Origin of the sequence: Actinoallomurus soli, assembly GCF_024055715.1 — a bacterium.
Classification (GTDB): domain Bacteria; phylum Actinomycetota; class Actinomycetes; order Streptosporangiales; family Streptosporangiaceae; genus Actinoallomurus; species Actinoallomurus soli.
The window spans coordinates 102,513-127,235 of sequence record NZ_JAMXMV010000008.1; the positions used below are offsets into that span (position 1 = coordinate 102,513).

The window sequence follows — 24,723 nt, forward strand, 5'->3', positions numbered from 1 at the left end:
TCCGTCCAAACACCATCGCCTCCCCCCAAAGCGCAAGGTTTGGGTGTAACCCCCCGAGGACGTGATGAAGGACCCGAATAACACGCGGGACACCGTCCCCCGGCGTGGCTCCCCGCTGTGGAGCTACGTCGTCTGTGTCACGGTGGTCGGCGTCGCGGCCCTTGCCACTTCGTTCGCCGGCCTGAGCGGCGGCGACCTTCGGACGCTGGTCGGCGGCCCGCTCTTCTGGATCCTGGCCTTCCTGATCGTGTGCGGAGAGCTCAAGCCGATCATCACGCCGGGCTCCACCGAGACCACCGGCGCGACGGTCTCCACGACCTTCACCTTCGCCACCATGATCTACGCCGGCCTGCCGACCGCGCTGCTCCTGCACGCCGTCGCCACGGTGGCGACCGGCACGCTGCGCCGCCGCGCCCTGCACCGCACGGCCTTCAACGTCGGGCAGTACACCCTCAGCTTCGTCGCGGCGGGGCTGGTGCTGCTGACGGCCGGCATCTCGGCGTCGCCGACGCACCCGTGGACGCCGCGGGCCCTCGACCTGCCGACGATGCTGCTCGCCGGGGTGGCGTACTTCGTCGTCAATCTCGTGCTCGTCAACACCGCGATCGCGCTGCACGAGCGCACCTCCGTGCTCAAGACCATGCGCTGGAACCTCGGCCTGCAGCTCCTCGTGCACAGCGCGCTGCTCGGGCTGGCGCCGCTGGTGGTCGTGGCCATGAGCTGGTCGGCGGCGTTCGTCCCGCTGTTCGTCCTGCCGTTCATCGCGGTCTACATCAACGCCTCGGTGTCGGTCAGCCGTGAGTACCAGGCCCTGCACGACGCCCTCACCGGCCTGCCCAACCGCAAGCTCCTCATCGTGCGCACGGAGGAGGCGCTCGCGCAGGCGCGTCACCAGGCCGAGCGCGCCGTGGCCGCGCGGGGCCGGGACCACGAGCCGCCCCGGCGGGTCGGGCTGTTCCTCCTCGACCTCGACCGGTTCAAGGAGGTCAACGACACGCTGGGGCACCCGACCGGCGACCGTCTCCTGCAGCTCGTCGCGCACCGTCTCACCCACAGCGTGCGGCCCGGTGACCTGGTCGCGAGGCTCGGCGGCGACGAGTTCGCGGTGCTGCTGCCCACCGTGCGTGACGCACGCGGGGCCCGCGAGGTCGCGGCGCGGCTACGGGCGGCGCTGAACGAACCGGTGCGTCTCGACGGGATGTCGTTCGACCTGGAGGCCAGTGTCGGCATCGCCCTGCACCCCGACCACGCGCCCGACTTCGAGCTGCTGATGCAGCGCGCCGACGTCGCGATGTACGTGGCGAAGGAAAACCGCACCGGGGTAGAGATCTATTCACCGGATCGGGATCGCAACTCGCCCGAACGCCTCGGCCGGCAGGGGCAACTGCGCCGCGCGATCGACCGCTGCGAGCTGGAGCTGTTCTTCCAGCCCAAGCTGTTCCTCGGCAACGGCCGCCCGGTCGGCATGGAGGCGCTGCTGCGCTGGCGGCACCCGCAGAAGGGCCTGCTCACCCCCGAGCAGTTCCTGCCGATCGCCGAGCAGACCTACCTCATGCGCGGCATCACCGACTTCGTGGTCGACGCCGCGCTGACCCAGGTCGCCCGCTGGTGGAAGGCCGGGCTCCGCGTCCAGGTCGCCATCAACGCCTCCGGCCGTGACCTGCTCGACTCGGCGCTCACCGAGATGATCGCATCGGGCCTGCTCCGGCACGAGGTGCCGCCGCAGGCCCTGCAGCTGGAGATCACCGAGCGGATCCTGATGAACGAGCCCGCCTACGCCGCCGACACCGTCGAGGCGCTGGCCGCGCTGGGCATCCCGCTCAGCCTGGACGACTTCGGCACCGGATACTCCTCGCTCGTGCGGCTGAAGAGCCTGCCGGTCGAGGAGATCAAGATCGATTCCTCCTTCGTCAGCCGGCTCCGCGAGGCGGGCGACGACGCGATCATCGTCCGGTCGATCATCGATCTGGCCCGCACGCTCGGCCTCCGCTCGGTCGCCGAAGGCGTCGAGAACGCCGAGACCGAGGACCTCCTGCGCAACCTCGGCTGCGACGCCGGCCAGGGCTACCACTTCCAGCCGCCGATGACCGCGGCGGAGGCGACCGACTGGCTGCGCGAGCACGTCACGAAACTCCAGGCCCCCGAGGGTGCGGCACTCTGACCGCGTCTCTGGCGGGCACACGGAGGATCGCCGGGCACCGTGCCCGCCGCCTCCGCCACCGCACGGCCGAGGGGCGCCGATGACGCCGCCCTCCGCCGAACCACCTGGTCGGCTCCTGATCCGGCCCGGATGACGGCTCCTTGATCACCGCTGTGTAAACCGCCCGTTAACCGGTCGTGGCCGCTTTCGCCCGCCCTCTAGGATGGCTGGGAACCCATCGATCGCAGAAACGGTTTCGACATGCTTAACGAGCACGCCGCCCATGGCTCCGCCGCCGCGGGCCAGGCCCGCGGCGGCGGAGCCATCACCCGCGATGAGGTCGCGCACCTCGCCCGGCTGTCCCGGCTGGCGCTGCGCGAGGACGAGCTCGACCACCTCGCCACCCAGCTCGACGACATCATCTCCGCGGTCGCGCGCGTCCAGGAGGTCGCCGCCGAGGACATCCCGCCGACCTCGCACGCGCTGCCGCTGACCAACGTCTTCCGCGCCGACGAGGTGCGGCCCTCGCTCACGCCCGACCAGGCGCTGTCCGGCGCGCCCGCCGCCGACGAGCAGCGTTTCAAGGTTCCGCGGATTCTCGACGAGGAGGCGTGAGCATGAGCGAACACGACGCAGCGAGCGGGGTGGCCGGCCGTACTGTGCCCCTTGGCGCGCCTCCGGCACGACGAAGGCCGTCCGCGGAGCGAGTGAGGAGCGTGAGCGACCAATGAGCGCGGAGCTGATCAAGAAGACCGCGGCCGAGCTGGCCGGGCTGATCTCCTCCGGCGAGGCGTCGGCGGTCGAGGTCGCCCAGGCGCACCTCGACCGGATCGCCGCCGTCGAGGACTCCGTCAAGGCGTTCACGCACATCGACCCGGAGGCGGCCCTCGCGCAGGCCCGTACGGTCGACGAGCGCCGCGCGGCGGGGGAGACGCTCGGCCCGCTGGCCGGCGTGCCGATCGCGCACAAGGACGTCTTCACGACGACGGACATGCCGACGACCGCCTCCTCCAAGATCCTGGAGGGGTGGCGCCCGCCGTACGACGCGACCGTCACGCGGCGGCTGCGCGAGGCCGGGCTGGTCATCCTCGGCAAGACCAACATGGACGAGTTCGCGATGGGCTCCTCGACGGAGAACAGCGCGTTCGGCCCCACCCACAACCCGTGGGACCTGAACAAGATCCCCGGCGGGTCGTCCGGCGGGTCCTCGGCGGCCGTCGCCGCGTACGAGGCGCCTCTGGCGACCGGCACCGACACCGGCGGCTCGATCCGCCAGCCCGCCGCGGTCACCGGCCTCGTCGGCATGAAGCCGACCTACGGCGGGTCCTCCCGGTACGGCCTGATCGCGTTCGCGTCCTCCCTGGACACGCCGGGCCCGCTGGCCCGTACGGTCCTGGACGCCGCGCTGCTGCACGAGGCGTTCTCCGGGCACGACCCGATGGACTCCACGTCGATCGACCAGCCGGTGCCGCCCGTCGTCGAGGCGGCGCGCCGCGGCGAGGTCGGCGGCCTGCGGATCGGCGTCGTCAAGGAGTTCGGCGGCGAGGGCTACCAGCCGGGCGTGCTGGCGCGGTTCCACGAGGCCGTCGAGCTGCTCGAGTCGCTCGGCGCCAAGGTCGTCGAGGTGTCCTGCCCGCACTTCACGTACGCGCTGCCGGCGTACTACCTGATCGCGCCGTCGGAGTGCTCGTCCAACCTGGCCCGGTTCGACGGCATGCGCTACGGCCTGCGCGTCGGCGACGACCAGACCCGCTCGGCCGAGGAGGTCATGGCGCTCACCCGCGCCGAGGGCTTCGGGCCGGAGGTCAAGCGCCGGATCATGCTCGGCACCTACGCCCTGTCCAGCGGCTACTACGACGCCTACTACGGCAAGGCCCAGCAGGTGCGCACGCTGATCGCCCGTGACTTCGACGCCGCGTTCGAGCAGGTCGACGTGCTGGTCTCGCCGACGACGCCGACGACCGCGTTCCCGATCGGCGAGCGCGCCGACGATCCGATGGCGATGTACCTCGCCGACCTGTGCACGATCCCGTCCAACCTCGCCGGCAACGCCGCGATCTCGGTGCCGTGCGGCCTGGCGGACGAGGACTCCCTGCCGGTCGGCCTGCAGATCATGGCGCCGGTCCTCGCCGACGACCGCGTCTACCGCGTCGGCGCCGCCGTCGAGCGGGCCCTGCAGGACCGCTGGGGCGGCCCGCTCCTGGCCAAGGCCCCCGAACTGTAGGGGGGAGGAACGGCGGCATGATCACCCGCATCGAGATCGACGGCTTCAAGTCCTTCTCGGACTTCAGCCTGGACCTGCCGCCGTTCCTCGCCGTCATCGGCACCAACGCCAGCGGCAAGTCCAACCTCGTCGAGGCGCTGACGTTCTTCGCGCTCGCGGCCACGGAAGGGCTCGACGATGCGGTCGCGGCCGTACGCGGTGACGCGCGTGGACTGTTCCGGCAGCGCGGGGACGGATCTCGCTGCGAAAAGATCCGATTCGCCGCCGAATTCGTTTTCCAGCCCTCGCCCCCTTGGCGTGACGCTCTACCGAGTCGCTGGCGGTACGAGATGGAGCTCTCGTGGGGAACACCGCCCGGCCGGCTGGAAGGTCTGGTTGCGGGCGCCCAACGCCTCATCGCGCTGGACCCTCGGGCGGATACGTGGCCGGTCAGGTTCGGCGCGGCTGAAAAGTGGCAGGAAGCGTATCTCTCTTACGAGGCGCGGCCCAGAGTGATCGAAGGGCGCGCCGCCCCAGCCGCACGAGAGTCGTCCGCCCTTTCCCTGCTGCTTTCGTATCGGGGCGAGGATCCCGCGGACGATGAGATCGTCGGTAGGGTCGAAACGGAACTCCTCTACATTCGGACTCTCCATCTCGAGGCCGGCGCGCTTCGTGCGTCCAGCGAGATGGGTGGCCCGGAGTTCATGGACGTGCACGGACGCCACCTGCCGAACTTCCTTCGCTGGTTGAGCCTGGGGACGGGAGACGAGAACCGGCCCCTCGGGGTGGTCGCCGATATCGAGACGCATCTTGTCGGACTGGTTCGTGAGGTCAGCGGGTTCGAGATCGTCGAGGACGAGCGACGAAGAGACGTCAGGCTGGAATTCTCCTCCCCGTACACCGGCCCGGTCGGCGCGGAGTTCGCTTCTGACGGGACTCTCCGGATGCTCGCTATCTTGGCGGCTCTGCATGATCCGCGAGCTGCCCTAGTGGCGGTGGAAGAACCGGAGAACGGCGTGTTCCCCGAACGCCTGCGGCATCTCCTGGCATTGGTCCAGGAATTGGTGAGCGATATCCGAGCGGATCCCAACGATGAGCTACGGCCCGGCGCCTTCCAGCTCGCGTCGCTCAGGCAGGCTTTGGTGACGAGTCATTCACCGGTGATCCTTGACGTGGTCGAGCGAGACCGGATCGTCTTTCTCGACACGACGACCCTCCTGGAAGGCGGAGTGGCGAGCCACGTGACGCGGGTGCGTTGGATCCGCGAGCCAGGTGGCCCGGTGACCGGCTCCGGCGAGCGCTGGGCGCGGATCACCGATTCCGAGCTTCGCCGCTTTCGGGCCGGAGTCGAGGAACCGGTCTGATGCGTAGCCTTAGCTGTGTCCTCGTACGAGAGGGGCCGTCCGACGACTGGTTCCTTCCGGTGGTGCTGCAGCGCGCTCTGCAGGACATGTGCCGGGAGTTCTTCCCGTCCTGTGGCGAGGTCCAGGAGATCCGATCCCTGCCCGAGGCCGGCAACCAGCACCCGGATTCCGTGGTGCGGGCGATCGAGGCGGAGCTCGGGACATTCGATGTCGCGCTGTACCACCACGATGGGGCTCCGCCGGCCATATCCGACCCAGTGATCAAGCGGATGCAAGGAGCCTGGCAGGAGGCCGGATTCCAGGAGCCGCTCGTCCCCGTGGTGCCGGTCCGCGAGACCGAGGCGTGGCTATTGGCCGACCCGGAGGCGATCAGGTCCGTGCTGCGCGTCCGCAAGCTTCCTGAGCTCGGATTCGGACCGGAACGGGTGCACTCCGTGCCTCGGCCGAAGGAGGAGTTCGAGGCCATCGTCCGGCAGGTCGCCGGCCGGAAGGCCGTCGGTGAGCATGGCATACGCGACTATGTGATCCGGGTCGGCGCGACGGTCCAGATCGATGTACTGCGAAGGGTTCCCGCCTTCAGAGACTGGTGGGACGAGATGATAGAAGCACTGGAGAGGCTGGGATACCAGCATGGCTGACACGACGACGCTCGTGCCGTACGACGAGGCGCTGGCGAAATACGAGCCGGTGCTGGGCATCGAGACCCACATCGAGCTGGGCACGAAGACGAAGATGTTCTGCGGGTGCGCGACCGAGTTCGGCGCGGAGCCGAACACCCAGGTCTGTCCCGTCTGCCTGGGCCTGCCCGGGTCGCTGCCGGTGACGAATCGCTCGGCGATCGAGGGCATCATCAAGATCGGCCTGGCGCTGAACTGCACGATCGTCGAGTGGTGCCGCTTCGCCCGGAAGAACTACTTCTATCCGGACATGCCGAAGGACTTCCAGATCTCGCAGTACGACGAGCCGCTCTGCGTCGACGGGTACCTCGAGGTCGAGGTCGAGGGGGAGACGTACCGCATCGAGATCGAGCGGGTCCACATGGAGGAGGACACCGGCAAGTCGCTGCACGTCGGCGGCGCCACCGGCCGGATCCACGGGGCCGACTTCTCCCTCGTCGACTACAACCGGGCCGGCATCCCGCTCGTCGAGATCGTGACCAAGCCGATCGTCGCGACGGGTGACAAGGCGCCGCTGGTCGCGCGGGCGTACGCCACCGAGCTGCGCGAGCTCGTCCGCGCGGTCGGCGTCTCGGACGTGCGCATGGAGCAGGGCTCGATGCGCTGCGACGTCAACGTCTCGCTGATGCCCAAGGGCGCGTCCGAGTGGGGCACCCGCACCGAGACCAAGAACGTCAACTCGCTGCGCTCCGTCGAGCGCGCCGTCCGGTTCGAGATCGAGCGGCAGGCCGGCGTCCTGGACGCGGGCGGCAAGGTGATCCAGGAGACGCGGCACTTCCAGGAGGCCACCGGGACGACGACGAGCGGGCGCAGCAAGGAGGAGGCGCAGGACTACCGCTACTTCCCCGAGCCCGATCTGGTGCCGATGGCGCCGTCGCGCGAGTGGGTCGAGCAGCTGCGCGCCTCGCTGCCGGAGCTGCCCGCCGCCCGCCGCCGCCGCGTACAGGGCGAGTGGGGCGTCGCCGACAAGGAGCTGCAGGACATCGTCAACGCCGGCGCGCTCGACCTGATCGAGGAGACGGTGCGCGAGGGCGCCGAGCCGGCCGCGGCCCGTAAGTGGTGGATGAACGAACTGTCCCGGCGGGCCACCGAGCAGGGCGTCGACCTGGCCTCGCTGCCGGTGACCCCGGCCGACGTGGCGCGGGTCGGCGCGCTGGTCGCCGAGGGCAGCATCAACGACAAGCTGGCCCGGCAGGTCTTCGACGGCGTGCTCGCCGGCGAGGGCACGCCGGACGAGGTCGTCGAGAAGCGCGGCCTGAAGGTCGTCAGCGACGAGGGCCAGCTCGGTTCGGTCATCGACGAGGTCATCGCCGCCAATCCCGACATCGCGGACAAGGTTCGCGGCGGCAAGGTCGCGGCGGCGGGGGCGCTGGTCGGCGCGGTCATGAAGGCCACGCGCGGCCAGGCCGACGCCGGCCGGGCCCGTGAGCTGATCATCGAGAAACTCACGAGCTGACGGCCGAACCGGCCAGCAGGCAGAGTGCGACCCGGCCGGACCGAAGCGAACCGGCGGGACGATGCGAACCGGCCGGAGGCCGGAGAACGACGGCGGCCCCGCACCCTCACGGGTGCGGGGCGGCCCCCCCCCCCCCGGGGGGGGGGGCCGCCGCGGTCTAGCGATCTCTACTGTCAGGCAACCCGGACGACGAAGGTCGTCGAGGCCACCCCGTCGTTGGAGTGGACGGTCGCGGTGACGGTCGCCACGCCGGATCCGACGGTGCGGATGACGCGGTCACCTTCGACGCCGACGACCTGCGGGTTGTCGCTGCGGTAGGTCACCCGCATCCCCGCGGGCAGCGGCGTGCTCTGGCCCTTGGTGATGTAGCCGTAGATGCTCTCGTCCTTCATCGACACCGTGAGCTGCGGGTCGATCGTGGTGCCCTTGTCGAAGGTCACCCGCTGGACGATGCCCTGGGCGGCGTCCCCGGCCTGGGCCGGCTTGGCGGTGACGACCGCCGGCGACGGCTTGAGCGTGCCGTCGATCTGGACGTCGGCCTTCGCCGCCACATCCCCGCTGGAGTTGCCGACACGCAGCTCGTACGTGCCCGGGTCGACGACGTAGCGGTTCGACGACTCGTCGAAGAACGCGAGCTTGGACGCCGGGAAGGTCAGGCGGACCGTCTTGCTGCGGTGCGGGTCCACGTTGACCTTGTCGAACGCCTCCAGCCGCTGGGCCGGACGCTCCTTGCTCGCGGGCTCGAACGGCGTGCTCGCGTACAGCTGCGGCACCGTGGTGCCCCGCGTGTCACCGTTGTTGGTGACCTTCACGGTCGCGTGGACCGTGCCGTTCGCGTCCACCTTCTTCTCGACGTTCAGGTCCGAGTAGGAGAACCGCGTGTAGCTGAGGCCGTACCCGAACGGGTACGAGACGTCCCCGTTGAAGTACATGTAGGTGCGACCGTGGGTGGTGGAGGTGGGCCGGATGGTGTAGTCGCCGATCGCGGGGAGCTGGCTCTGGTCCTTGTACCAGGTGAACGGCAGCCGCCCGCTCGGGTCGGTGTTGCCGAGCAGCACGTTCGCGAGCGCGGCGCCCTGCTCCTCGCCGTTGTAGGAGCTCCAGATCATCGCCGGCACCTGCGACTGGAAGCTGTTGGTGTCGACCTGACCGACGGTCTCCATGTACGCGATGGTGCGGGGGTTGCGGGCCGCGACCTGGCTGATCAGCGACGCCTGCGCGCCGGGCAGCGCCAGCGTGGTGCGGTCGACGTCCTCACGGGAGTTGCTGGAGTTCGTGCCCGCGACGATGACGACCGCGTCGTACTGGTCGGCCGCCGCGACGGACGCCGCGTCGACGGTGCTCTGACCGTTGCCGGTGACGCCGGGGTAGTAGTCGACCGTGGCGTCCGGGTTGATCTTCTGGATCGCGGCCTTGATGCCCTGGTAGGGGTTGACCTGCTTGGCCACACCGGACGGGCCCTCATAGGTGGCGTAGCCGCCGAGGAAGAGCGAGGACGGGTTGGCGTAGGCGCCCATGACCGCGATCTTGTAGGAGCCCTTGGCGGGCACCTTCAGCGGCAGCAGGCTGTCCTTCGCGCCGGCGACCGGGTCGTTCTTCAACAGCACGAGGCTCTGCTCGGCCGCCTGCTGCGCGAGCGCGATCCGCTCCGGGGTCTGGGTGACGGCCTTGTTGGCGTCGGAGTTGACCCACGGCGTCCCACCGAGGCGGGCGCGGGCGTCGCGGACCCACGGCACCTGGTCTTCCTGGTCGAACTCACCGGTCTCGATGCGCGCGGTGAACAGCCGGACGAGGGAGACGTCGACGTCGTTCTCGTTGAAGACGCCGGTCTGGGTGGTGATGTGCTTGGCGACCGCGTCGGGGACGGTGTTCCCGTAGTTGGACGCGTCGTGGTAGCCGCCGTTGCAGTCCAGGTCCTCACCCGCGGTGATGGCGTAGGCCGTCCGGCCGTACTGGTCCAGCGGGGCGGACGCGCCCGGCGGCTGCCAGTGGTGGCCGCCCTGGATCTCGTACACCGCGTCGCAGTCGGAGGTGAAGTACCCGCCGAAGCCCCACGTCTGCCGGGCCAGCGTGTCCATCAGCTGGACGCTCGCGGCGGCCGGGACGCCGTTGACCCGGTTGTACGAGCTCATGATCGAGCCCGGGCGGGCGCTCTCGATGATGTCGCGGAACTGGGCGGTGTAGTACTCCCGCAGCGTCCGCTGGTCCATGTCGGACGTGCCGGTGCGGCGGTTGTACTCGCTGTTGTTGGCGGCGAAGTGCTTGAGCGTGGCCACCGCCTTGAGGTAGCCGTTCGCCGACTCCGGCAGCCTGCCGTTCTCGTCCTGACCCTGCAGGCCGTTGACGTACTGGCCGGCGAGGGCGGCGGTCAGGTTCGGGTCCTCGCTCCACGTCTCGTCGTTGCGGCCCCAGCGAGGGTCGCGGCCGAGGTTGACGGTGGGGGAGTAGAAGTCGAGGTTCTCCTTGTTGTTCGGCATCACCTCGCGCGCCTCGTCACCGATGGCGCTCGCGACCTTGTGGACCAGGTCGGGGTTCCAGGTGCTGCCCATCGCCAGGTCGACCGGGTAGGACGTCGTGTTCGTGGCGGGCGGCGGGTTCGACGTGCTGCCGGTGATCGCGGCGACGCCGTGCGACGCCTCGTTCCACCAGCCCCACTGCGCGATACCCAGCCGGGGGAGCGCCGGCGCGATGTTGCTGTTCATCTGCTGGGCCTTCTCGGCCAGCGTCATACGGCCCACCAGGTCCGCCGCGCGCTCGACGGGCGTGTAGTGGGGGTTGAGGTAGATCGGCGTGTTGTCGTCCGCCGACGCGGCGGGCAGGCCGGTCGCGACGGCCGCGAACAGGGCCGCCCCTGTCGCGAGCAGCGCGAGTGGTCTTCTTCTCACAGAGATACTCCCAGGACGCACGTGGCGTGTCACGACCGTTCACGCTCTGGTCACTGACACTTGTTGCGGGACTGTAGGAACGGCGGTTTGTCAGCGTCAAGGACTAAATAACGGCCAAAAACGGCCAACATTAATCCGGAGCCCGTACGAATCCCGTACGAATCTGTACTCTGACCGCCATGTCGGAAGCTCCAGGCTCACTCACCTCTCTCCGGTCGCGGAACCGCCTGCTCGTCGTGGAGACCGTGCAGCGCCGCGGCAGGATCAGCAGGGTCGGCATCGCCCGGGCCACGGGCCTCTCGCGCACCACGGTCTCGAGCCTCGTCGCGGACCTGCTCGCCGAGGGCGTCCTCACCGAGGCCGACGGCACCGGACGCCGCGCCTCGCCCGGCGGCGGACGCCCCGCCACCCCGCTCACCCTCAATCCGGAGGGCGGCGGTGTCCTCGGCGTCCACCTGCGCCACGCCGGGATCCGGGTGCTGTTCGCCGACCTGTCCGGCGGGGTGCTCGGCGAGCGGTACCACGAGATCGACGTCGATCACCGGCCGGACGACGCGCTGGCCTACGTCGCCGACGCCGCGCTCGATCTGGTGGCGGCCGGGGGCCACGACGCCGGCCGCGTCTTCGGCATGGGGGTCGCGGTCTCCGCCCCGATCCGGTCGCGGTCGCACACGCTGCGGACCTCTTCGGTGCTGGCCGACTGGACCGGCGTCGACATCGCCGCGCGCCTGGAGGCGCGCGTCGGCATGCCGGTCCACGTGGGCAACGACGCGAACCTCGGCGCGCTCGCCGAGTGGACCTTCGGCGCGGGCCAGGGCGCCGACGACCTGATCTACGTGATGCTGTCCGACGGTGTCGGCGCGGGGCTCATCCTGGGCGGGGAACTGTACGAGGGGGCCACCGGATCGGCCGGCGAGCTCGGGCACATCCCCGTGGTCGACGGCGGCTACGTCTGCCGCTGCGGCAACCGGGGCTGCCTGGAGACGGTGGTCGGCCTGCGCGCGCTCACCTCGACCTTCGCGCACACGCGCGGACCGGACACCACGATCGCCGACGTGGTGGCGCTGCTCGCGGCCGACGACCCCGGCGCGCAGCGGGTCACCGCCGACGCCGGGCGCATGGTCGGCCGCGCCCTGGTCGGCATCTGCGCCATGCTCGAACCACGCCGCGTGGTGATCGGTGGCGAGGTCGCGGCGGTCGGCCGGCCCCTGCTGGAGGGCGTCCGTGACATGCTCGCCCGGCAGCTGCCTCCGCCGATCGGCCAGGAGGTCACCGTCACCGCCGGCCGCCTCGGCGACCGCGCCGAGGCGCTGGGCGCGATCGCGCTCGCCACCCAGAGCACGTCGGCGCACCTGCTGACCCGCTGACCTGCTGACCCCGGCCCCGAGCGGGACTTCTCCGCCCCGGGCCGGCCCGCCGGTTCCGGGCCGGAAGTCCGCTGGGACATCCCGGATCCGGCTCCGCCGGAGCGGCCTCTACGATCGGTCTGGGCGTTCAGGGAGGCGGCAGGATGAAGGTCTGGGTTCCGGACAAGGAGATGGCGGAGGCGCTGGCGGGCATCGCCGGAGCGGAGCCCGAGGTCTACCCGGGAGGAGACGATCTTCCCGGTGATCCGGCCGAGGTGGAGTTCTACGTCCCGCCGTTCGTCCCGACGCCGCAGAGCCGCGCGATCCTGGACCGGATGCGCGGGCTGAAGGTCCTCCAGCTGCAGGTGGCGGGCGTGGACGCCTTCCTGCCGCACGTCCCGCCGGGCGCCGTGCTCTGCAACGGCCGGGGAGTGCACGACGCGAGCACCGCGGAGTGGACGGTCGGGGCGATCCTCGCCGCGCAGCACGACTTCCCGCGCTTCGCCGACGCCCAGCGGGAGGGCCGCTGGGACTGGCACATGACCGACGCGCTCGCCGACCGCACCGTGCTGATCGTCGGGTACGGCTCGGTGGGCGCGGCGATCGAGCGGCGCCTGCTCCCGTTCGAGACCGAGGTCGTCCGGGTGGCGCGAACGGCGAGGGACGGCGTCCACCCGGTGGACGCGCTGCCGGAGCTGCTGCCCCGGGCCGACGTCGTGGTGCTGATCGTGCCGTTCACCGAGGAGACGACCGGCCTGGTCGACGCCGGCTTCCTCGCGCGGATGAAGGACGGCGCCCTGCTCGTGAACGCCGCCCGGGGCGCGGTGGTGGACACCGAAGCGCTGGTCGCGGAGCTGTCCCGGGGGCGGCTGCGCGCCGTGCTGGACGTCACCGACCCGGAGCCCCTGCCCGCGGGTCATCCCCTCTGGTCCGCGCCGGGGGTCTTCATCACTCCGCACGTCGGCGGCTCGACGCCGGCGTCGCGGCGACGCGCCGTCGCCCTCGTCCGCCGGCAGCTCGAACGTTACGTACGGGCCGAAACCCTAGAAAATGTCATCACCGGGGCCTACTGAATTCCGTAAAGGCTGCCCTTCCGGGCTTTTGCCGTTTCGAACGGAGCGCGGACCGGCGCTTTGCCGATTCGGGCGGTCGCGCGGAGAAAGCGGCCTGAAGCGCTCAGTGTCCGATTACGCAACGTCGCGAGTTGTCGCCGGGTGGACGCCCAGCCTCAATCGCTCCGTGACCTACGGACCGTACATTGAGCATCGAGGCTGACCAGAGTGACCGCCGCGCGGGCGCCGCCGGAGACCCCGGCACGTCCGCGTCCGGTGCGACCCACATCGGTGACGTCCCGTTCGCGGGTCGTCACCCTTACCGGCTGACACGGCATTCGACAGACAGGTTTACGGCGCACCGGAGACGGCCACGAGTCGTCACCCGAAAAGTCATGCGTTCGGCACCCGGCGCACCCGGTGCTCCGGAAGAATCTGATCAAGACTTAGAGAGCGAGTAAGTGATGACCGGCGAGCGGACCGAGCGGCGGCGCTGGGGGATACCGGCGGCCGCGCGGCCGTTCTACCCCATGCTCGCGCTCGCCGTCATCCACGCGGTCGCGTTCCTGTCCGGCCGGGGGATCGACCGGGCCTGGCTCACCGCCTGGGCCGCGGCGACCGCGTCGACCTCCCTGCTGTTCGCCATGTGGCGGGCGCCGCAGACCCCCGCCGGCAAGGTCGGCCGGGACACCTGGCGGTGGTTCGGCGTCGCAGGAATGGCCTGGTCCGCCGGTGCGGCGGTCCAGGCGATCTCCCGGATCGTCTTCAGCCGGTCCGCGGTGGCGGTCTCCCCGGCCGACCTGTTCTTCCTGATCGCACTCGGCGCGATGACGGCGGGCTTCGTCATGCCCATCGGCCTGCCGCGCAGCGCCCGTCCCTGGCTGCGCTACCTCGCCGACACGTACGTCTGCGCCTGCGCCCTGTTCGTGGTCGCCTGGGTGGCCGTGTTCGATCACCTGTACCGGCTGTCCGGTGAGGGCTGGGCGGACTTCCTCATCGAGCTGCGGTATCCCCTGCTCGACGCCGTGCTGGTCTGCGGGCTGCTGCCGATGGCGGTCGGCACGGTGCGCGGGTACCGCCGCTCCGCCATCGTCGCCTACTGCGCGCTCGCCGTCCTCACCGCGGCCGACGTCCTGTACGTCGTGGGCCGGCTCAACGGCCGCGGGCCGTACGACACCGCCGCCGACCTGGCGCACCTGGCCGGGCTGCTCTTCCTCGGCGCGGCTCCGTGGGTGCTGCGCCGGTGGCACGGCGACGCGACCCGGCGACGGCTGGTCGGGCCCGGCATCGCGCCGACCGCCACGGCCGCCGCCGCGGCGATCTTCGTGGCCGGGCACACGCTGACCGGCGCGCAGGGCCTGCGGCCGGTCGTCCCGATCATCGCGGGCTCCGCCGTCCTCGTCGTCCTGGCCCGCCTCGGCGAGCTCGTCCACGACAACGACCGGCTGCGGCGCGCCGCGCGGACCAGCGAGAAGCACTTCCGCGCGCTGACCGAGAGCATCAACGACGTCGTCGTCATCTGCGACCTCGGCGGCGTCATCGAGTACGTCAGCGCCGGCGCCCAGCCGTCGTACCACTACCCCGCCGAGGAGCTGCTCGGCCGGTCAGTGACCGAGCTCATCCACCCCGAGGACCTGCCGAAGGTCGTCGGAGCGGTGCGCCGGCTGCTCCGGGAGAAGGGCGACGACGTCGCCCGCCTCGCGTGCCGGGTCCGCGCCCCCGACGGCACCTGGCTGCCCACCGAGAGCACGATCTGCCGGTACGGCTCCTCGGGCGGCGGGGCCGCGGACCGGCTCCTGGTCACCGTACGGGACTTCAGCGAGCAGGCCGCGCTGCAGCGGCAGGTCACCCACCTGACGTTCCACGACGGGCTCACCGGCCTCCCGAACCGCGCCTACTTCGAAGAACGCGCCCGCGAGGTCGTGGAGCGGTCCCACGGCACGGTCGCGGTCATCTTCGTCGACCTCGACGGCTTCACCGCCGTGAACGACTCGATCGGCCACGCTGGCGGTGACCAGGTGCTGGCGCAGGCCGCCCGCCGCCTGCGAGCCGGGGTCCCGGCCGACGACACGGTCGCCCGCTGGGGGAGCGACGAGTTCGCCGTGCTCGTGGAGAACGCCACCGAGGTCCAGGCCGTCGTCGACCTCGGCGAGCGGCTCGTGCGGACGCTGGCGGGCGAGCCGTACCGCGTCGGCGACCGCAGCATCGTGCTGACCGCGAGCGTCGGGGTCGCCTTCACCGAGGACGGCATCGGCGGGCTCGAGCTCATCCGCAACGCCGACGTCGCGCTGTCCCGCGCCAAGGACCTCGGCGGAGGCCGGGTCGAGGTGTTCGCCGCCAAGATGCACGCCGACGTCGTACGCCGGCTCGAGCTCGGCGGCGAGTTGCAGCGTGCCCTCACCGAGCAGCGGTTCACGGTGGAGTTCCAGCCGGTGGTCGAGCTCGCCACGTCACGGGTCACGGGCGTCGAGGCGCTCGTGCGCTGGTGGCGGGACGGGGAGTTCGTGCCGCCCGAGGAGTTCATCGGCACCGCCGAGGAGTCGGGCCTGATGATCCCGCTCGGCAACTGGGTGCTGCGCGAGGCGTGCTCCCAGGTGGCCCGCTGGCGCGCGTCCGGCTGGGACATCGGGCTGTCGATCAACCTTCGGCCGCGCGAGATCGCCGCGCCGCGGTTCGTCGAGTCGGTGGCGACCGCCCTCGACGACAGCGGCCTGTGCCCCGGGATGCTCACCCTCGAGGTCGAGGAGGAGGTCCTCGTCGACGGCGGCGACGAGCTGATCGCCCGGCTGTCCGCGCTGCGCGACCTCGGGGTGCGGCTGGCCATCGACGACTTCGGCACCGGCTACGCCTCGCTGGCCTTCCTCCGGCAGCTGCCGGTCGACGTCATCAAGATCGACCCGTCGTTCGTCGCCGGCCTCGGCCGGGACGAGACCCTGACGCTGCTGACCCGCACGATCGTCCGGGTCGGCCGCGACCTCGGGCTGAGCGTCGTGGCCGAGGGCATCGAGCGGCCCGAGCAGCTCGTGCTCCTGAAGGAGATGGGCTGCCCGCGCGGTCAGGGATTCCTGGTCGCCCGCCCGATGGCGGCCCAGGGGGTCGAGGCGCTCGTGCGGACGAACCCGCGCGGCGAGGCGTCCATCCCGCTCCACGGCTCCGCTCTTTCCGCAGGCTGATCGCCGATCATCCCGAGAGCCACCGCGCCACATCCGCGTTGGTAGAAATCCTTCCTTTTGATCACGGTTCTGGAAAGATCTTGTCTCCGCTCGGGTCCTCTGCGATCGTTACCGCGACTTCACCCCGTAGCGCGGAGGCTGCCGATGAGCCTGCGAGGTCGTACCCTCGTCGCGGCGACCGTGGTCCTGGCCGGTCTTGGCACCGGACAGGCCCACGCCCAGCAACACGCACGTCCTGCCCCCACCACCCGCCAGCAGGTCTACGCCCAGGCGGCGCAGGCCTACCACGTCCCCGAGAACCTGCTGCTCGCCGTGTCGTACCTGGAGTCCCGCTGGGACGCCAACCAGGGGCGGCCGAGCATGAGCGGCGGCTTCGGGCCCATGCACCTCGTCGACGGCACACTCGTCCCGGCCGGTGAGCACCTCGCCGGCGGTCAGGAGGACCCCCGCGGCGACACGGCGCGTCCGGCCCTGCACCCCACGGCGCCGGCGACCTCCGCGCAGCAGACCGCGCGGACCGAGCAGACGCTGCAGGACGCGGCCCGCATCACCGGTGACGCGCCGAGCGAGCTGCGCACCGACCCCGCCGCCAACATCCGGGGCGGCGCCGCGCTGCTCGCGCGCTACCAGCAGGACTCGGGCGCGTCGCCGAGCGCCGACCCGGCCGCCTGGTACGCGGCCACCGTCCGGTACGGCGGCGGCGACTGGTTCGCCGGCCAGGTCTACGACCTAATCCGTACGGGCGCCTCGCGGACGACCGATGACGGGCAGCAGGTCACCCTGGCCGCCGACCCGGCCGTACAAAACCCGTCGAAGGCCGCCAACGACCCCGAGACCGAGTGCCCGAAGGACCTCGGCTGTGAGTGGGTCCCCGCGCCGTACCAGCTCCTCGACCCGAACGACCAGACGAACTACGGCAACCACGACCTGGGCGACCGGCCGAAGAGCCAGAAGATCGACTACATCGTCATCCACGACACCGAAGGCTCCTACGACACCAGCATCAACCTGGTGAAGGACCCGACCTACCTGGGCTGGAACTACACCATCCGGTCCGCCGACGGGCACGTCGCCCAGCACCTCAAGGCCAAGGACGTCGGCTGGCACGCCGGCAACTGGTACATCAACGCCAAGTCCATCGGCGTCGAGCACGAGGGCTTCCTGGCCCAGGGCGGCACCTGGTACACCGAGGCGATGTACCGCAGCTCGTCGGAGCTGGTGCGCTACCTCGCCCGGAGGTTCCAGATCCCGCTGGACCGGGCGCACATCCTCGGCCACGACAACGTTCCGGGGACCACCCCGGGCGGCGTGTCCGGCATGCACGAGGACCCCGGCCCGTACTGGGACTGGGCGCACTACTTCGACCTGCTGCACCGGCCGCTGCACGCCACCGCCGGGAAGAACTCCGGCGAGGTGATGATCCTCCCCGACTACGACGAGAACGTCGTCCCGTACACCGGCTGCGACGACAAGAACCCGTCGGCGCTCTGCCCGCCGCACGGCGGCGGCTCGATCATGCTGCACACGGAGCCCCGTGACGACGCGCCGCTGGTCAAGGACATCGGCAAGCACCCGACGACCGGCGGGACCGCGACGATGAGCGTGTACGACCACAGCGCCCGCGCGGCCACCGGCCAGAAGTTCGCCGTCGCGGACCGGCAGGGCGACTGGACGGCGATCTGGTACCTCGGCCAGAAGGCGTGGTTCCACAACCCGCCGAAGCAGCGGACGGCCGTCGGCGTTCACGGCCTGGTCGCCGTGGCCAAGCCGGGCGCGACCTCGGTCCCGGTCTACGGCCGCGCGTACCCGGAGCCGGCGGCCTACCCGGCCGGCGTGCCGGTCCAGAGCCTCACGCCCATGCAGTACACCTTCGCCGCGGGCCAGGCGTACGCCGTCGTCGGCTCCGAGCGCGGGGAGTACTACTACTCCAACACCTACGACCGGGCGGGCTCGACGGTCGTCAGGGGCGAGCTGAAGTACTACGAGATCCAGTTCGGCCACCGGGTCTACTTCGTCAAGGCCGACGACGTGGACCTGAAGCCGGTCCGGTAACGAGCCTCAGATCCGCGCCCACTCCGGAAGCCAGCCCTCTTCGGGCCCCGGGGTGGGCGCGGCCGCGTCCCGCAGGTGGTCGCGCAGCGTTCCCAGCGCGGGGTGGCGATTGACCGAGTGCCACGCGAGCGACCACGGGTAGATGGGCGCCGGGCGGCGGATCGGGATCCGCCGCAGCTCGGGACGCGCGGACCACGCGATGCGCATCCGGGGGCCGATGAAGGTCGTCAGGGTCGCCGAGTCGGTGATCGTGTCGAGCAGGTGCTCCATCCCGAAATCGGGCCCGGTCGCGTCGATGCGGAGCCCGAAGTCCTCGGCCATCGCCTCGTAGTAGTCGCCCCATTCGGTGCCGACGACGATGCCGGGCACCCACACCCGGTGCGCCGTGAGATCGGCCAGGCGGATCTCGGGGGCGGTGGCGAGCGGGTTCCGGTGTCCCACCAGGAGCTCCAGCGGCTCGTCGTACGCGCGCCGATGGGAGATCGCGGCCGGCAGGGAGCGGGGGTCGCGGACACAGCAGAAGGCCGCGTCGATCGTGCCGTCGAGCAGCGCGCCGAAGGCGGCCTGCGCACCCCCGAGACCGACGAGGTCGATCTCCACCTCCGGGTGCCGCCGGTGGAAGTCCAGCACGATGGCGGCCGAGGCCAGGCGCCGCTCGAGAACGTCGACGCGGAGCGCGCGGCGGCCCGGCCGGACGGACTCAACGGCGCCGCGCACCGCCAGGAGCACCGCCTTGGCGTGCGGCAGGAAGGCCCGGCCGTCCAGGGTCAGCTCCGCTCCGTGCCCGCCCCGCGTGAACAGGGGAACACCGAGGTACCGCTCCAGCGCGGCGATCCGCTTGGACACGGCCTGCTGAGTCACGCGGAGCTCGGCGGCCGCGTCCTGGAACCGGCCGTACTCGGCGATGAGGACGAACGCCCGGACCGCTTCGAGGTTCACCAGCGGAGCGTACAACCGGCGGTTGTGGGGCCGCCCGCCCGGTTGTTTGTGGCCGGGCCGCCGGCGGGTGTTGGATCGCTGACGGTCGACGGGCGGTCTGCGGAGAGGGGAGCACGGGATGGCGCGGGGCGAGGGGCTGGGACGGGACTTCGCGTGGCTGTGGCGCGCCTTCGCGGTCAGCACGCTGGGCACGTGGCTCGCGTTCGACGCGCTCCCGATCCTCGCGGTCCGGGTCGTCCACGCCAGCGCCGCGCAGGTGTCCCTCCTCGCCGCGGCCGGCGCGGTGGCCGCGGCGGCACTCGCCCTCCCGCTGGGCCCGTGGGTGGAGTACCGGCCGAAGCGGCGGCTGATGATCCGCGCGGACCTGCTGCGCTTCGTCGCGATGCTCAGCGTGCCGATCGGGTACGCGACGGGGACGCTGTCCTATCTGCAGTTGATCGTCGTGACCGTGGTCGTCGCCGTGGCCGACGTCGTCTTCACCGCGGCGGCCGGCGCGAACCTCAAGTCGCTGGTGGGCCGGCCGCACCTGCTGGAGGCCAACCGCCGCTTCGAGACCGTCACCTGGGTCTCGACGGCCATCGGCCCCCCGGCGGGCGGAGCGCTCATCGGGGCGCTCGGGCCCGTCGTGACGATCCTCCTCGACGCGGTCAGCTACCTGCTGTCCGCGCTGGGGATCCGCGCCATCGCCCGGACCGAGCCCGCGCCTCCCGTCCGGGCGGAGAGCGGCTCGCGCCTGGCCGACATCGGCGAGGGCTGGCGGGCGATCGCCGCCGACCGGGAACTGCGGCTGCTGTTCGCCAATGGCATGCTGGCCGGGGGACTGATCATGGCCACGGCCCCGCTGCTGATGTATCTCATGCTGCACGACCTCGGGTTCAGCACGCTTCAGTACGGGCTCGCGTTCGGCGTGCCCTGCCTGGGCGGCATCCTGGGCGCGCGGCTGTCCGGGCCCCTGGTCCGCCGGTACGGGCAGCGGAGGATCCTGCTCGTCTTCGGTGTCGGGAGGGTCCTCTGGCTCGCCGGGCTCGCCTTCACGGGGCGTGGCACGGCCGGTCTCCTCGTCGTGATGGCGACGGAGCTGGGGATCATCACGTGCATGGGGGTCTACAACCCCGTCATGGCCACGCGCCGCCTTGAGCGGACCGCCGACGACAAGACGGCCCGGGTCCTCACCACCTGGAGGGTCGGCTCCCGCGCGTCCATCGCCGGGATGACGGCCCTGTGGGGCGCCCTGGCTGGCCTCACGAGCGCCCGTACCGCCATCGCCGTGGCCGGCGTCCTGCTGATCGCGACGTCGTTCCTCCTGCCGTGGCGTACGGGGGAGGACGCGCCCCGCGGCGGGGAGGAGCACGGCCCGGCGGAGGTCGCGGACACGGCTCCGGAGGCGGCCGACGTCGGATCCGCCTGACCGGGCCCGCGGCCCTCAGCGGTCCTCGGTGTTCCTCTCGATGACCAGGTCGGCGATCTCCGCCAAGAGGGTGATCTGGCCGGGGGTGAGGTGGTCGAGGAAGAAGCGCCGGACGTCCTCCACATGCCGCGGGGCGGCGGCCGTGATCGCCTCTCGGCCCGCGGCGGTGACCACCACGTACGCCCCGCGCCTGTCGTCCGCGCACTCCTCGCGGGCGACCAGGCCGCGCTTCACCATGCGCGCGAGGTGGTGTGACACGCGGCTCTTCTCCCAGCCCAGGACGCGGGACAGCTCCTGGATGCGCAGCCGGCCGTCGGGCGTCCGGGTCAGCTCGGCCAGCACCGTGTAATCGGTGGCGGACAGCCCGAACCCGGTCTGCATCGAATGCCCGGCCCGGCTGACCAGCAGATCGCTCATCCTCAGGAGGCCGCGCCACGCCCGTTCCTCGGTCGCCGTCAGCCAGCGGGTCTCCGTGCTCATGAGACCACCGTACGGGGAAGTTGACGTGTCACGCTTCACTTCCGGAGCAAACGGCGACCACCGCCGTGTGAGCGAGGCCGGTCCCCGCCAGGCGTGCGAGGTCATCCGGGCCGCGGTGGGCCGGGCGGGCCGGATGTCGGCCGGCCCGGCCGCTGCCGTTCAGACCTGGGCGGCGCCGCCGTCGACGTAGAGCTCGGTGCCGGTGACGAAGCTGCTCTCGGACGAGGCGAGGAAGACGGCCACGGAGGCGACCTCCTCCGGCCGGCCCATGCGGCCCAGCGGCACGGTGCCCGCCAGCTGGTCCCGGAGCTGCGCGGCCTGCTCGTCGTCGGGGGCGAGCCCGTCGACGCCCGGGGTCGCGATCGGTCCCGGCGCGATGGAGTTGACGCGGATGCCGCGGCCCTTGAGCTCGTTGGCCCAGGTGCGGGCGAAGGACCGGATCGCCGCCTTGGACGCGCCGTAGACGCCGAACGCCTCGCTGCCCGCCGTCGCCGCGATGGAGCCGGTCAGGATGACCGACGCGCCGTCGTTCAGCAGCGGGAGCGCCTTCTGGACGGTGAACAGCACTCCCTTGACGTTCGTGCCGAACGTCGCGTCGAAGTGCTCCTCGGTGACCTCTTCGAGCGTCTTGAACTCACCGCCGCCGGCGTTGGCGAACAGGACGTCGATGCGCAGCCCCTGGTCGGCGAGGGTCGCGTAGAGGCTGTCGAGGTCCGCCAGGTCGGAGCTGTCGGCCTGGACCGCGGTCACCGATCCGCCGATGGCGGCGGCGGCCTCGTCCAGGGTCTCCTTGCGGCGTCCGGTGATGACGACGCGGGCGCCCTCCTGTGCGAACCGCCGGGCCGCGGCCAGTCCGATGCCGCTGGTGCCGCCCGTGACGACGGCGGTCTTTCCGTCGAGCTGTCCCATGGTTCTCTCCTGTTCGGGTTCGCCAACCCGGGTGGGTTGTTCAAGCTTCAACTAAGTTACCGCAACTAGGTGACGTGTCAACCAATTCCGCCGCAGAGAAAATGTGCAGCTCATACTGTTCAGGCTGAACTGGACAGTTTGGGCTGAAGGTTTTACCGTGGTCGGCATGGCAGAGATCGATCCGGCCGTCTCCGAATCGGCCGTCCGCGCGGCGCGCGAGGTCCGCGTGGTGGTCGGCCGCCTGCGCCGGCGGTTCCGGGAGACCTACGACACGGAGGGGCTGACGCCGTCGCAGACGTCCGCGCTGAGCAGGCTGAGCAAGGCCGGACCGGCGTCGGCGAGCGACCTGGCAGCCGCCGAACGCGTACGGCCGCAGTCGATGGCCGCCACGCTCGCGGTGCTGGAGGAGCGCGGCCTGATCCAGCGGCGGCGCGACCCCGGCGACGGCCGCCGGCAACTGCTCTCGGTGAGCGAGACCGGGCAGGCGTATCTGGAGGACAAGCGCCGCGCGGGCGAGGAGTGGCTGGCCCGCGCCCTCGAAGACGACTACACCGAGGGCGAACGACAGACCATCATCGAGGCGCTGGCCCTGCTGGACCGGCTGACGCACCGATGAGGGCGGAGGCCGAACGCTCCCGCCGTGCCGGGAGCGAGGCGGGGGAGGCCTTCGACCGCAGGCTGCTCGCCCCGATGATCCTCGGCGCGGTGCTCAACCCGATCAACTCCTCGATCGTCTCGGTCGCGCTGGTGCCGATCGGCGCCGCGTTCGGGGCGCCGCCCTCCCAGACGGCCTGGCTGGTCTCCGCGCTGTACCTCGCGACCTCGATCGGTCAGCCGGTGGTCGGGCGGCTGATCGACCTGTACGGGCCGCGTCGGCTGTTCCTCGCGGGCACCTCCCTGGTGGGGATCGCGGGGCTGGTCGGCCTCCTCGCCCCGAACCTGGGCGTGCTCGTGGTCGCGCGGGTGCTGCTCGGCTTCGGGACCTGCGCGGGCTATCCCGCCGCGATGCACCTCATCCGCAGTGAGGCGGAGCGTACCGGCAGGGGCAGCCCCGCCGGCGTGCTGACGGTGATCGCGGTCAGCACCCAGACCGTCGCCGTCATCGGTCCCACCCTGGGCGGACTGCTGATCGCGGTGGGCGGCTGGCGGACCACCTTCGCCGTCAACATCCCGCTCGCGGTGGCCGGCCTGGTCGTCGGCTCGCTGCGCCTGCCGAGGACACCCCTGCCCGAGCGGACTACCAGGGAGCGGCCGACGGCCCGGCTGGACCTGCCGGGGATGGCCCTGTTCGCCGTGACGCTGGTCGCGCTGCTGCTCTTCTTGATGAAGCCCGGAGCCGGTCACTGGTACCTCCCGGCGCTCGCCGTCGTGGCGGCGGCCGGTTTCGCCCTGCGGGAGTCGCGCGCGGCCGAGCCGTTCATCGACCTGGGCGTCCTCGGGGGCAACGTGCCCCTGCTGCTGACCTACGCCCGCGCGCTCCTCGCGTACGTCGTGTCCTACTCCTTCCTCTACGGCTACACGCAGTGGCTGGAGGACGGGCGTGGGCTGTCCGCGTCACAGGCCGGGCTGGCGCAGCTGCCGCTGTTCCTGACCGGCATCCTGGTCTCGACCCTGACCGGGCGGCACAAGGAGATCCGCGGCAAGCTCCTCGTGGGCGCGACCGGCCAGATCGCGGCCTGCGCGTTGCTCCTGCTGCTCCACCGGGGAAGCGCGGTGTGGCTGCTCGTCGCCGTGGCCATCGTCTGCGGCGTTCCCCAGGGGCTGAACAGCCTCGCCCTGCAGAACTCGGTGTACCACCAGGCCGACCCGGCGCGGATCGGCTCGTCCGCCGGGCTGCTGCGCACCTTCAGCTACCTGGGCGCGATGGTCTCCTCCGCCGCCTGCGGCGCCTTCTTCTCCCACCGCGCCGACACGGGCGGCCTGCACCACCTGGCCTGGTTCATGCTCGCCGCCGGGGCCGCGTTCCTGGCGGTCACCGTGACCGACCGCTCGCTGCGCCGGATCGGCAAGGACGACGACGAAACCTCCCTCCGGCCCGGAACGACCCGGGCCTGATCACCTACCAGAAATGGGAAAAAAATGACGGAGAACACCGCCCTGCTCGTCATGGACGTCCAGCAGGGGATCGTGAGCCGCGTATCGGACCCCGCCTACCTGCCGCGCGTGGTCCGCGCGATCGACGCGGCCCGCGCGGCCGGCATCCCCGTGATGCACGTCGTGATCGGCTTCCGCTCCGGCCATCCGGAGACGACCGAGCGGAACAAGGCGTTCGGGGCCCTGCCCGCGGGCGCCTTCACGCCCGAGGACCCCGGCGCGGCCGTCCACCCGGACATCGAGCCGCGGCCGGAGGACATCGTGATCACCAAGAAGCGGGTCAGCGCCTTCGCCGGCAGCGACCTCGAGATGGTCCTGCGCGCCCGCGGGATCGAGCATCTGGTCCTGGCGGGCATCGCCACCAGCGGCGTCGTCCTGTCGACGCTGCGTCAGGCCGCCGACCTCGACTACCGGCTCACCGTCCTCGCGGACGGCTGCCTCGATGGCGACCCCGAGGTGCACCGGGTCCTCACCGAGAAGGTCTTCCCCCGTCAGGCGGACGTGGTCTCCGTCGAGGAGTGGGTGTCGGCCCTGGCGTGACGCCG

At 71.3% G+C, this 24,723-nt stretch carries 18 protein-coding genes; 14 read left to right on the forward strand and 4 right to left on the reverse strand.

Annotation, left to right across the window (positions count from 1 at the left end; genetic code table 11):
- Positions 1 to 64 precede the first annotated feature (64 nt).
- From NDW01_RS21120 to gatB, 6 genes are all read left to right on the forward strand, one after another.
- Complete coding sequence (locus NDW01_RS21120) at positions 65 to 2,161, forward strand: putative bifunctional diguanylate cyclase/phosphodiesterase (RefSeq protein WP_252822990.1); 2,097 nt, start codon at positions 65 to 67, stop codon at positions 2,159 to 2,161.
- Positions 2,162 to 2,401: 240 nt separating this feature from the next.
- Entirely contained in the window at positions 2,402 to 2,755 is a 354-nt protein-coding gene (gene gatC / locus NDW01_RS21125; RefSeq protein ID WP_252776033.1) for an Asp-tRNA(Asn)/Glu-tRNA(Gln) amidotransferase subunit GatC, read from the forward strand.
- Positions 2,756 to 2,867: 112 nt separating this feature from the next.
- Positions 2,868 to 4,364 carry an Asp-tRNA(Asn)/Glu-tRNA(Gln) amidotransferase subunit GatA gene (gene gatA, locus NDW01_RS21130; protein ID WP_252822991.1) on the forward strand — a complete coding sequence of 499 codons (1,497 nt, stop codon included), beginning with the start codon at positions 2,868 to 2,870 and terminating at the stop codon, positions 4,362 to 4,364.
- 17 nt (positions 4,365 to 4,381) lie between these two features.
- A complete protein-coding gene (locus NDW01_RS21135) occupies positions 4,382 to 5,707 on the forward strand; it encodes an AAA family ATPase (RefSeq protein WP_252822992.1) in 1,326 nt (441 codons plus the stop codon).
- Positions 5,707 to 6,345: a DUF4276 family protein gene (locus tag NDW01_RS21140; protein WP_252822993.1), complete on the forward strand. Its 639-nt coding sequence runs from the start codon at positions 5,707 to 5,709 to the stop codon at positions 6,343 to 6,345. Before NDW01_RS21135 ends, NDW01_RS21140 begins: the two co-directional genes overlap by 1 nt.
- The gene (gatB, locus tag NDW01_RS21145; protein WP_252822994.1) at positions 6,338 to 7,840 is read left to right on the forward strand and encodes an Asp-tRNA(Asn)/Glu-tRNA(Gln) amidotransferase subunit GatB; all 1,503 of its coding nucleotides are present in this window, start codon (positions 6,338 to 6,340) and stop codon (positions 7,838 to 7,840) included. The genes NDW01_RS21140 and gatB overlap by 8 nt, the downstream gene beginning before the upstream one ends.
- Positions 7,841 to 8,013: 173 nt before the next feature.
- Here gatB and NDW01_RS21150 read toward each other — a convergent pair whose 3' ends face one another.
- Positions 8,014 to 10,725, reverse strand: coding sequence for a glycoside hydrolase family 3 C-terminal domain-containing protein (locus NDW01_RS21150; RefSeq protein ID WP_252822995.1), 2,712 nt, complete (start codon positions 10,723 to 10,725; stop codon positions 8,014 to 8,016).
- A 179-nt stretch (positions 10,726 to 10,904) separates the two neighbouring features.
- Between NDW01_RS21150 and NDW01_RS21155 the strand changes: the two genes are divergently transcribed.
- The 4 genes from NDW01_RS21155 to NDW01_RS21170 all read left to right on the forward strand — a co-directional run bounded on the left by NDW01_RS21155 (position 10,905) and on the right by NDW01_RS21170 (position 18,348).
- Positions 10,905 to 12,092: an ROK family transcriptional regulator gene (locus NDW01_RS21155; RefSeq protein WP_252822996.1), complete on the forward strand. Its 1,188-nt coding sequence runs from the start codon at positions 10,905 to 10,907 to the stop codon at positions 12,090 to 12,092.
- A 143-nt stretch (positions 12,093 to 12,235) separates the two neighbouring features.
- Positions 12,236 to 13,144, forward strand: a complete 909-nt coding sequence (locus tag NDW01_RS21160; protein WP_252822997.1) for a 2-hydroxyacid dehydrogenase — start codon at positions 12,236 to 12,238, stop codon at positions 13,142 to 13,144.
- A 443-nt stretch (positions 13,145 to 13,587) separates the two neighbouring features.
- Positions 13,588 to 16,296, forward strand: coding sequence for a putative bifunctional diguanylate cyclase/phosphodiesterase (locus tag NDW01_RS21165; protein WP_252822998.1), 2,709 nt, complete (start codon positions 13,588 to 13,590; stop codon positions 16,294 to 16,296).
- Between the two features lie 144 nt (positions 16,297 to 16,440).
- Positions 16,441 to 18,348, forward strand: a complete 1,908-nt coding sequence (locus NDW01_RS21170) for an N-acetylmuramoyl-L-alanine amidase (protein ID WP_252822999.1) — start codon at positions 16,441 to 16,443, stop codon at positions 18,346 to 18,348.
- A 6-nt stretch (positions 18,349 to 18,354) separates the two neighbouring features.
- On the opposite strand, the gene NDW01_RS21175 is transcribed toward NDW01_RS21170, so the two are convergent.
- Entirely contained in the window at positions 18,355 to 19,287 is a 933-nt protein-coding gene (locus NDW01_RS21175; RefSeq protein WP_252823000.1) for a LysR family transcriptional regulator, read from the reverse strand.
- A 118-nt stretch (positions 19,288 to 19,405) separates the two neighbouring features.
- On the opposite strand from NDW01_RS21175, the gene NDW01_RS21180 reads away from it, so the two are divergent.
- Positions 19,406 to 20,695, forward strand: a complete 1,290-nt coding sequence (locus NDW01_RS21180) for an MFS transporter (protein WP_252823001.1) — start codon at positions 19,406 to 19,408, stop codon at positions 20,693 to 20,695.
- A 15-nt stretch (positions 20,696 to 20,710) separates the two neighbouring features.
- Here the strand turns inward: NDW01_RS21180 and NDW01_RS21185 are convergent, their stop codons facing one another.
- Together NDW01_RS21185 and NDW01_RS21190 are read right to left on the reverse strand one after the other, a co-directional pair.
- Complete coding sequence (locus NDW01_RS21185) at positions 20,711 to 21,175, reverse strand: MarR family winged helix-turn-helix transcriptional regulator (protein WP_252823002.1); 465 nt, start codon at positions 21,173 to 21,175, stop codon at positions 20,711 to 20,713.
- Positions 21,176 to 21,334: 159 nt separating this feature from the next.
- The gene (locus tag NDW01_RS21190) at positions 21,335 to 22,084 is read right to left on the reverse strand and encodes a glucose 1-dehydrogenase (protein ID WP_252823003.1); all 750 of its coding nucleotides are present in this window, start codon (positions 22,082 to 22,084) and stop codon (positions 21,335 to 21,337) included.
- Positions 22,085 to 22,250: 166 nt separating this feature from the next.
- Here NDW01_RS21190 and NDW01_RS21195 point away from each other — a divergent pair, with 166 nt between their 5' ends.
- From NDW01_RS21195 to NDW01_RS21205, 3 genes are read left to right on the forward strand one after another with little or no spacing between them, the layout of a single operon-like run.
- Positions 22,251 to 22,700, forward strand: coding sequence for a MarR family winged helix-turn-helix transcriptional regulator (locus tag NDW01_RS21195; protein ID WP_252823004.1), 450 nt, complete (start codon positions 22,251 to 22,253; stop codon positions 22,698 to 22,700).
- Entirely contained in the window at positions 22,697 to 24,139 is a 1,443-nt protein-coding gene (locus NDW01_RS21200) for an MFS transporter (RefSeq protein ID WP_252823005.1), read from the forward strand. Before NDW01_RS21195 ends, NDW01_RS21200 begins: the two co-directional genes overlap by 4 nt.
- A gap of 24 nt (positions 24,140 to 24,163) precedes the next feature.
- The gene (locus NDW01_RS21205) at positions 24,164 to 24,718 is read left to right on the forward strand and encodes a cysteine hydrolase family protein (protein ID WP_252823006.1); all 555 of its coding nucleotides are present in this window, start codon (positions 24,164 to 24,166) and stop codon (positions 24,716 to 24,718) included.
- The last annotated feature ends 5 nt before the right edge of the window (positions 24,719 to 24,723 follow it).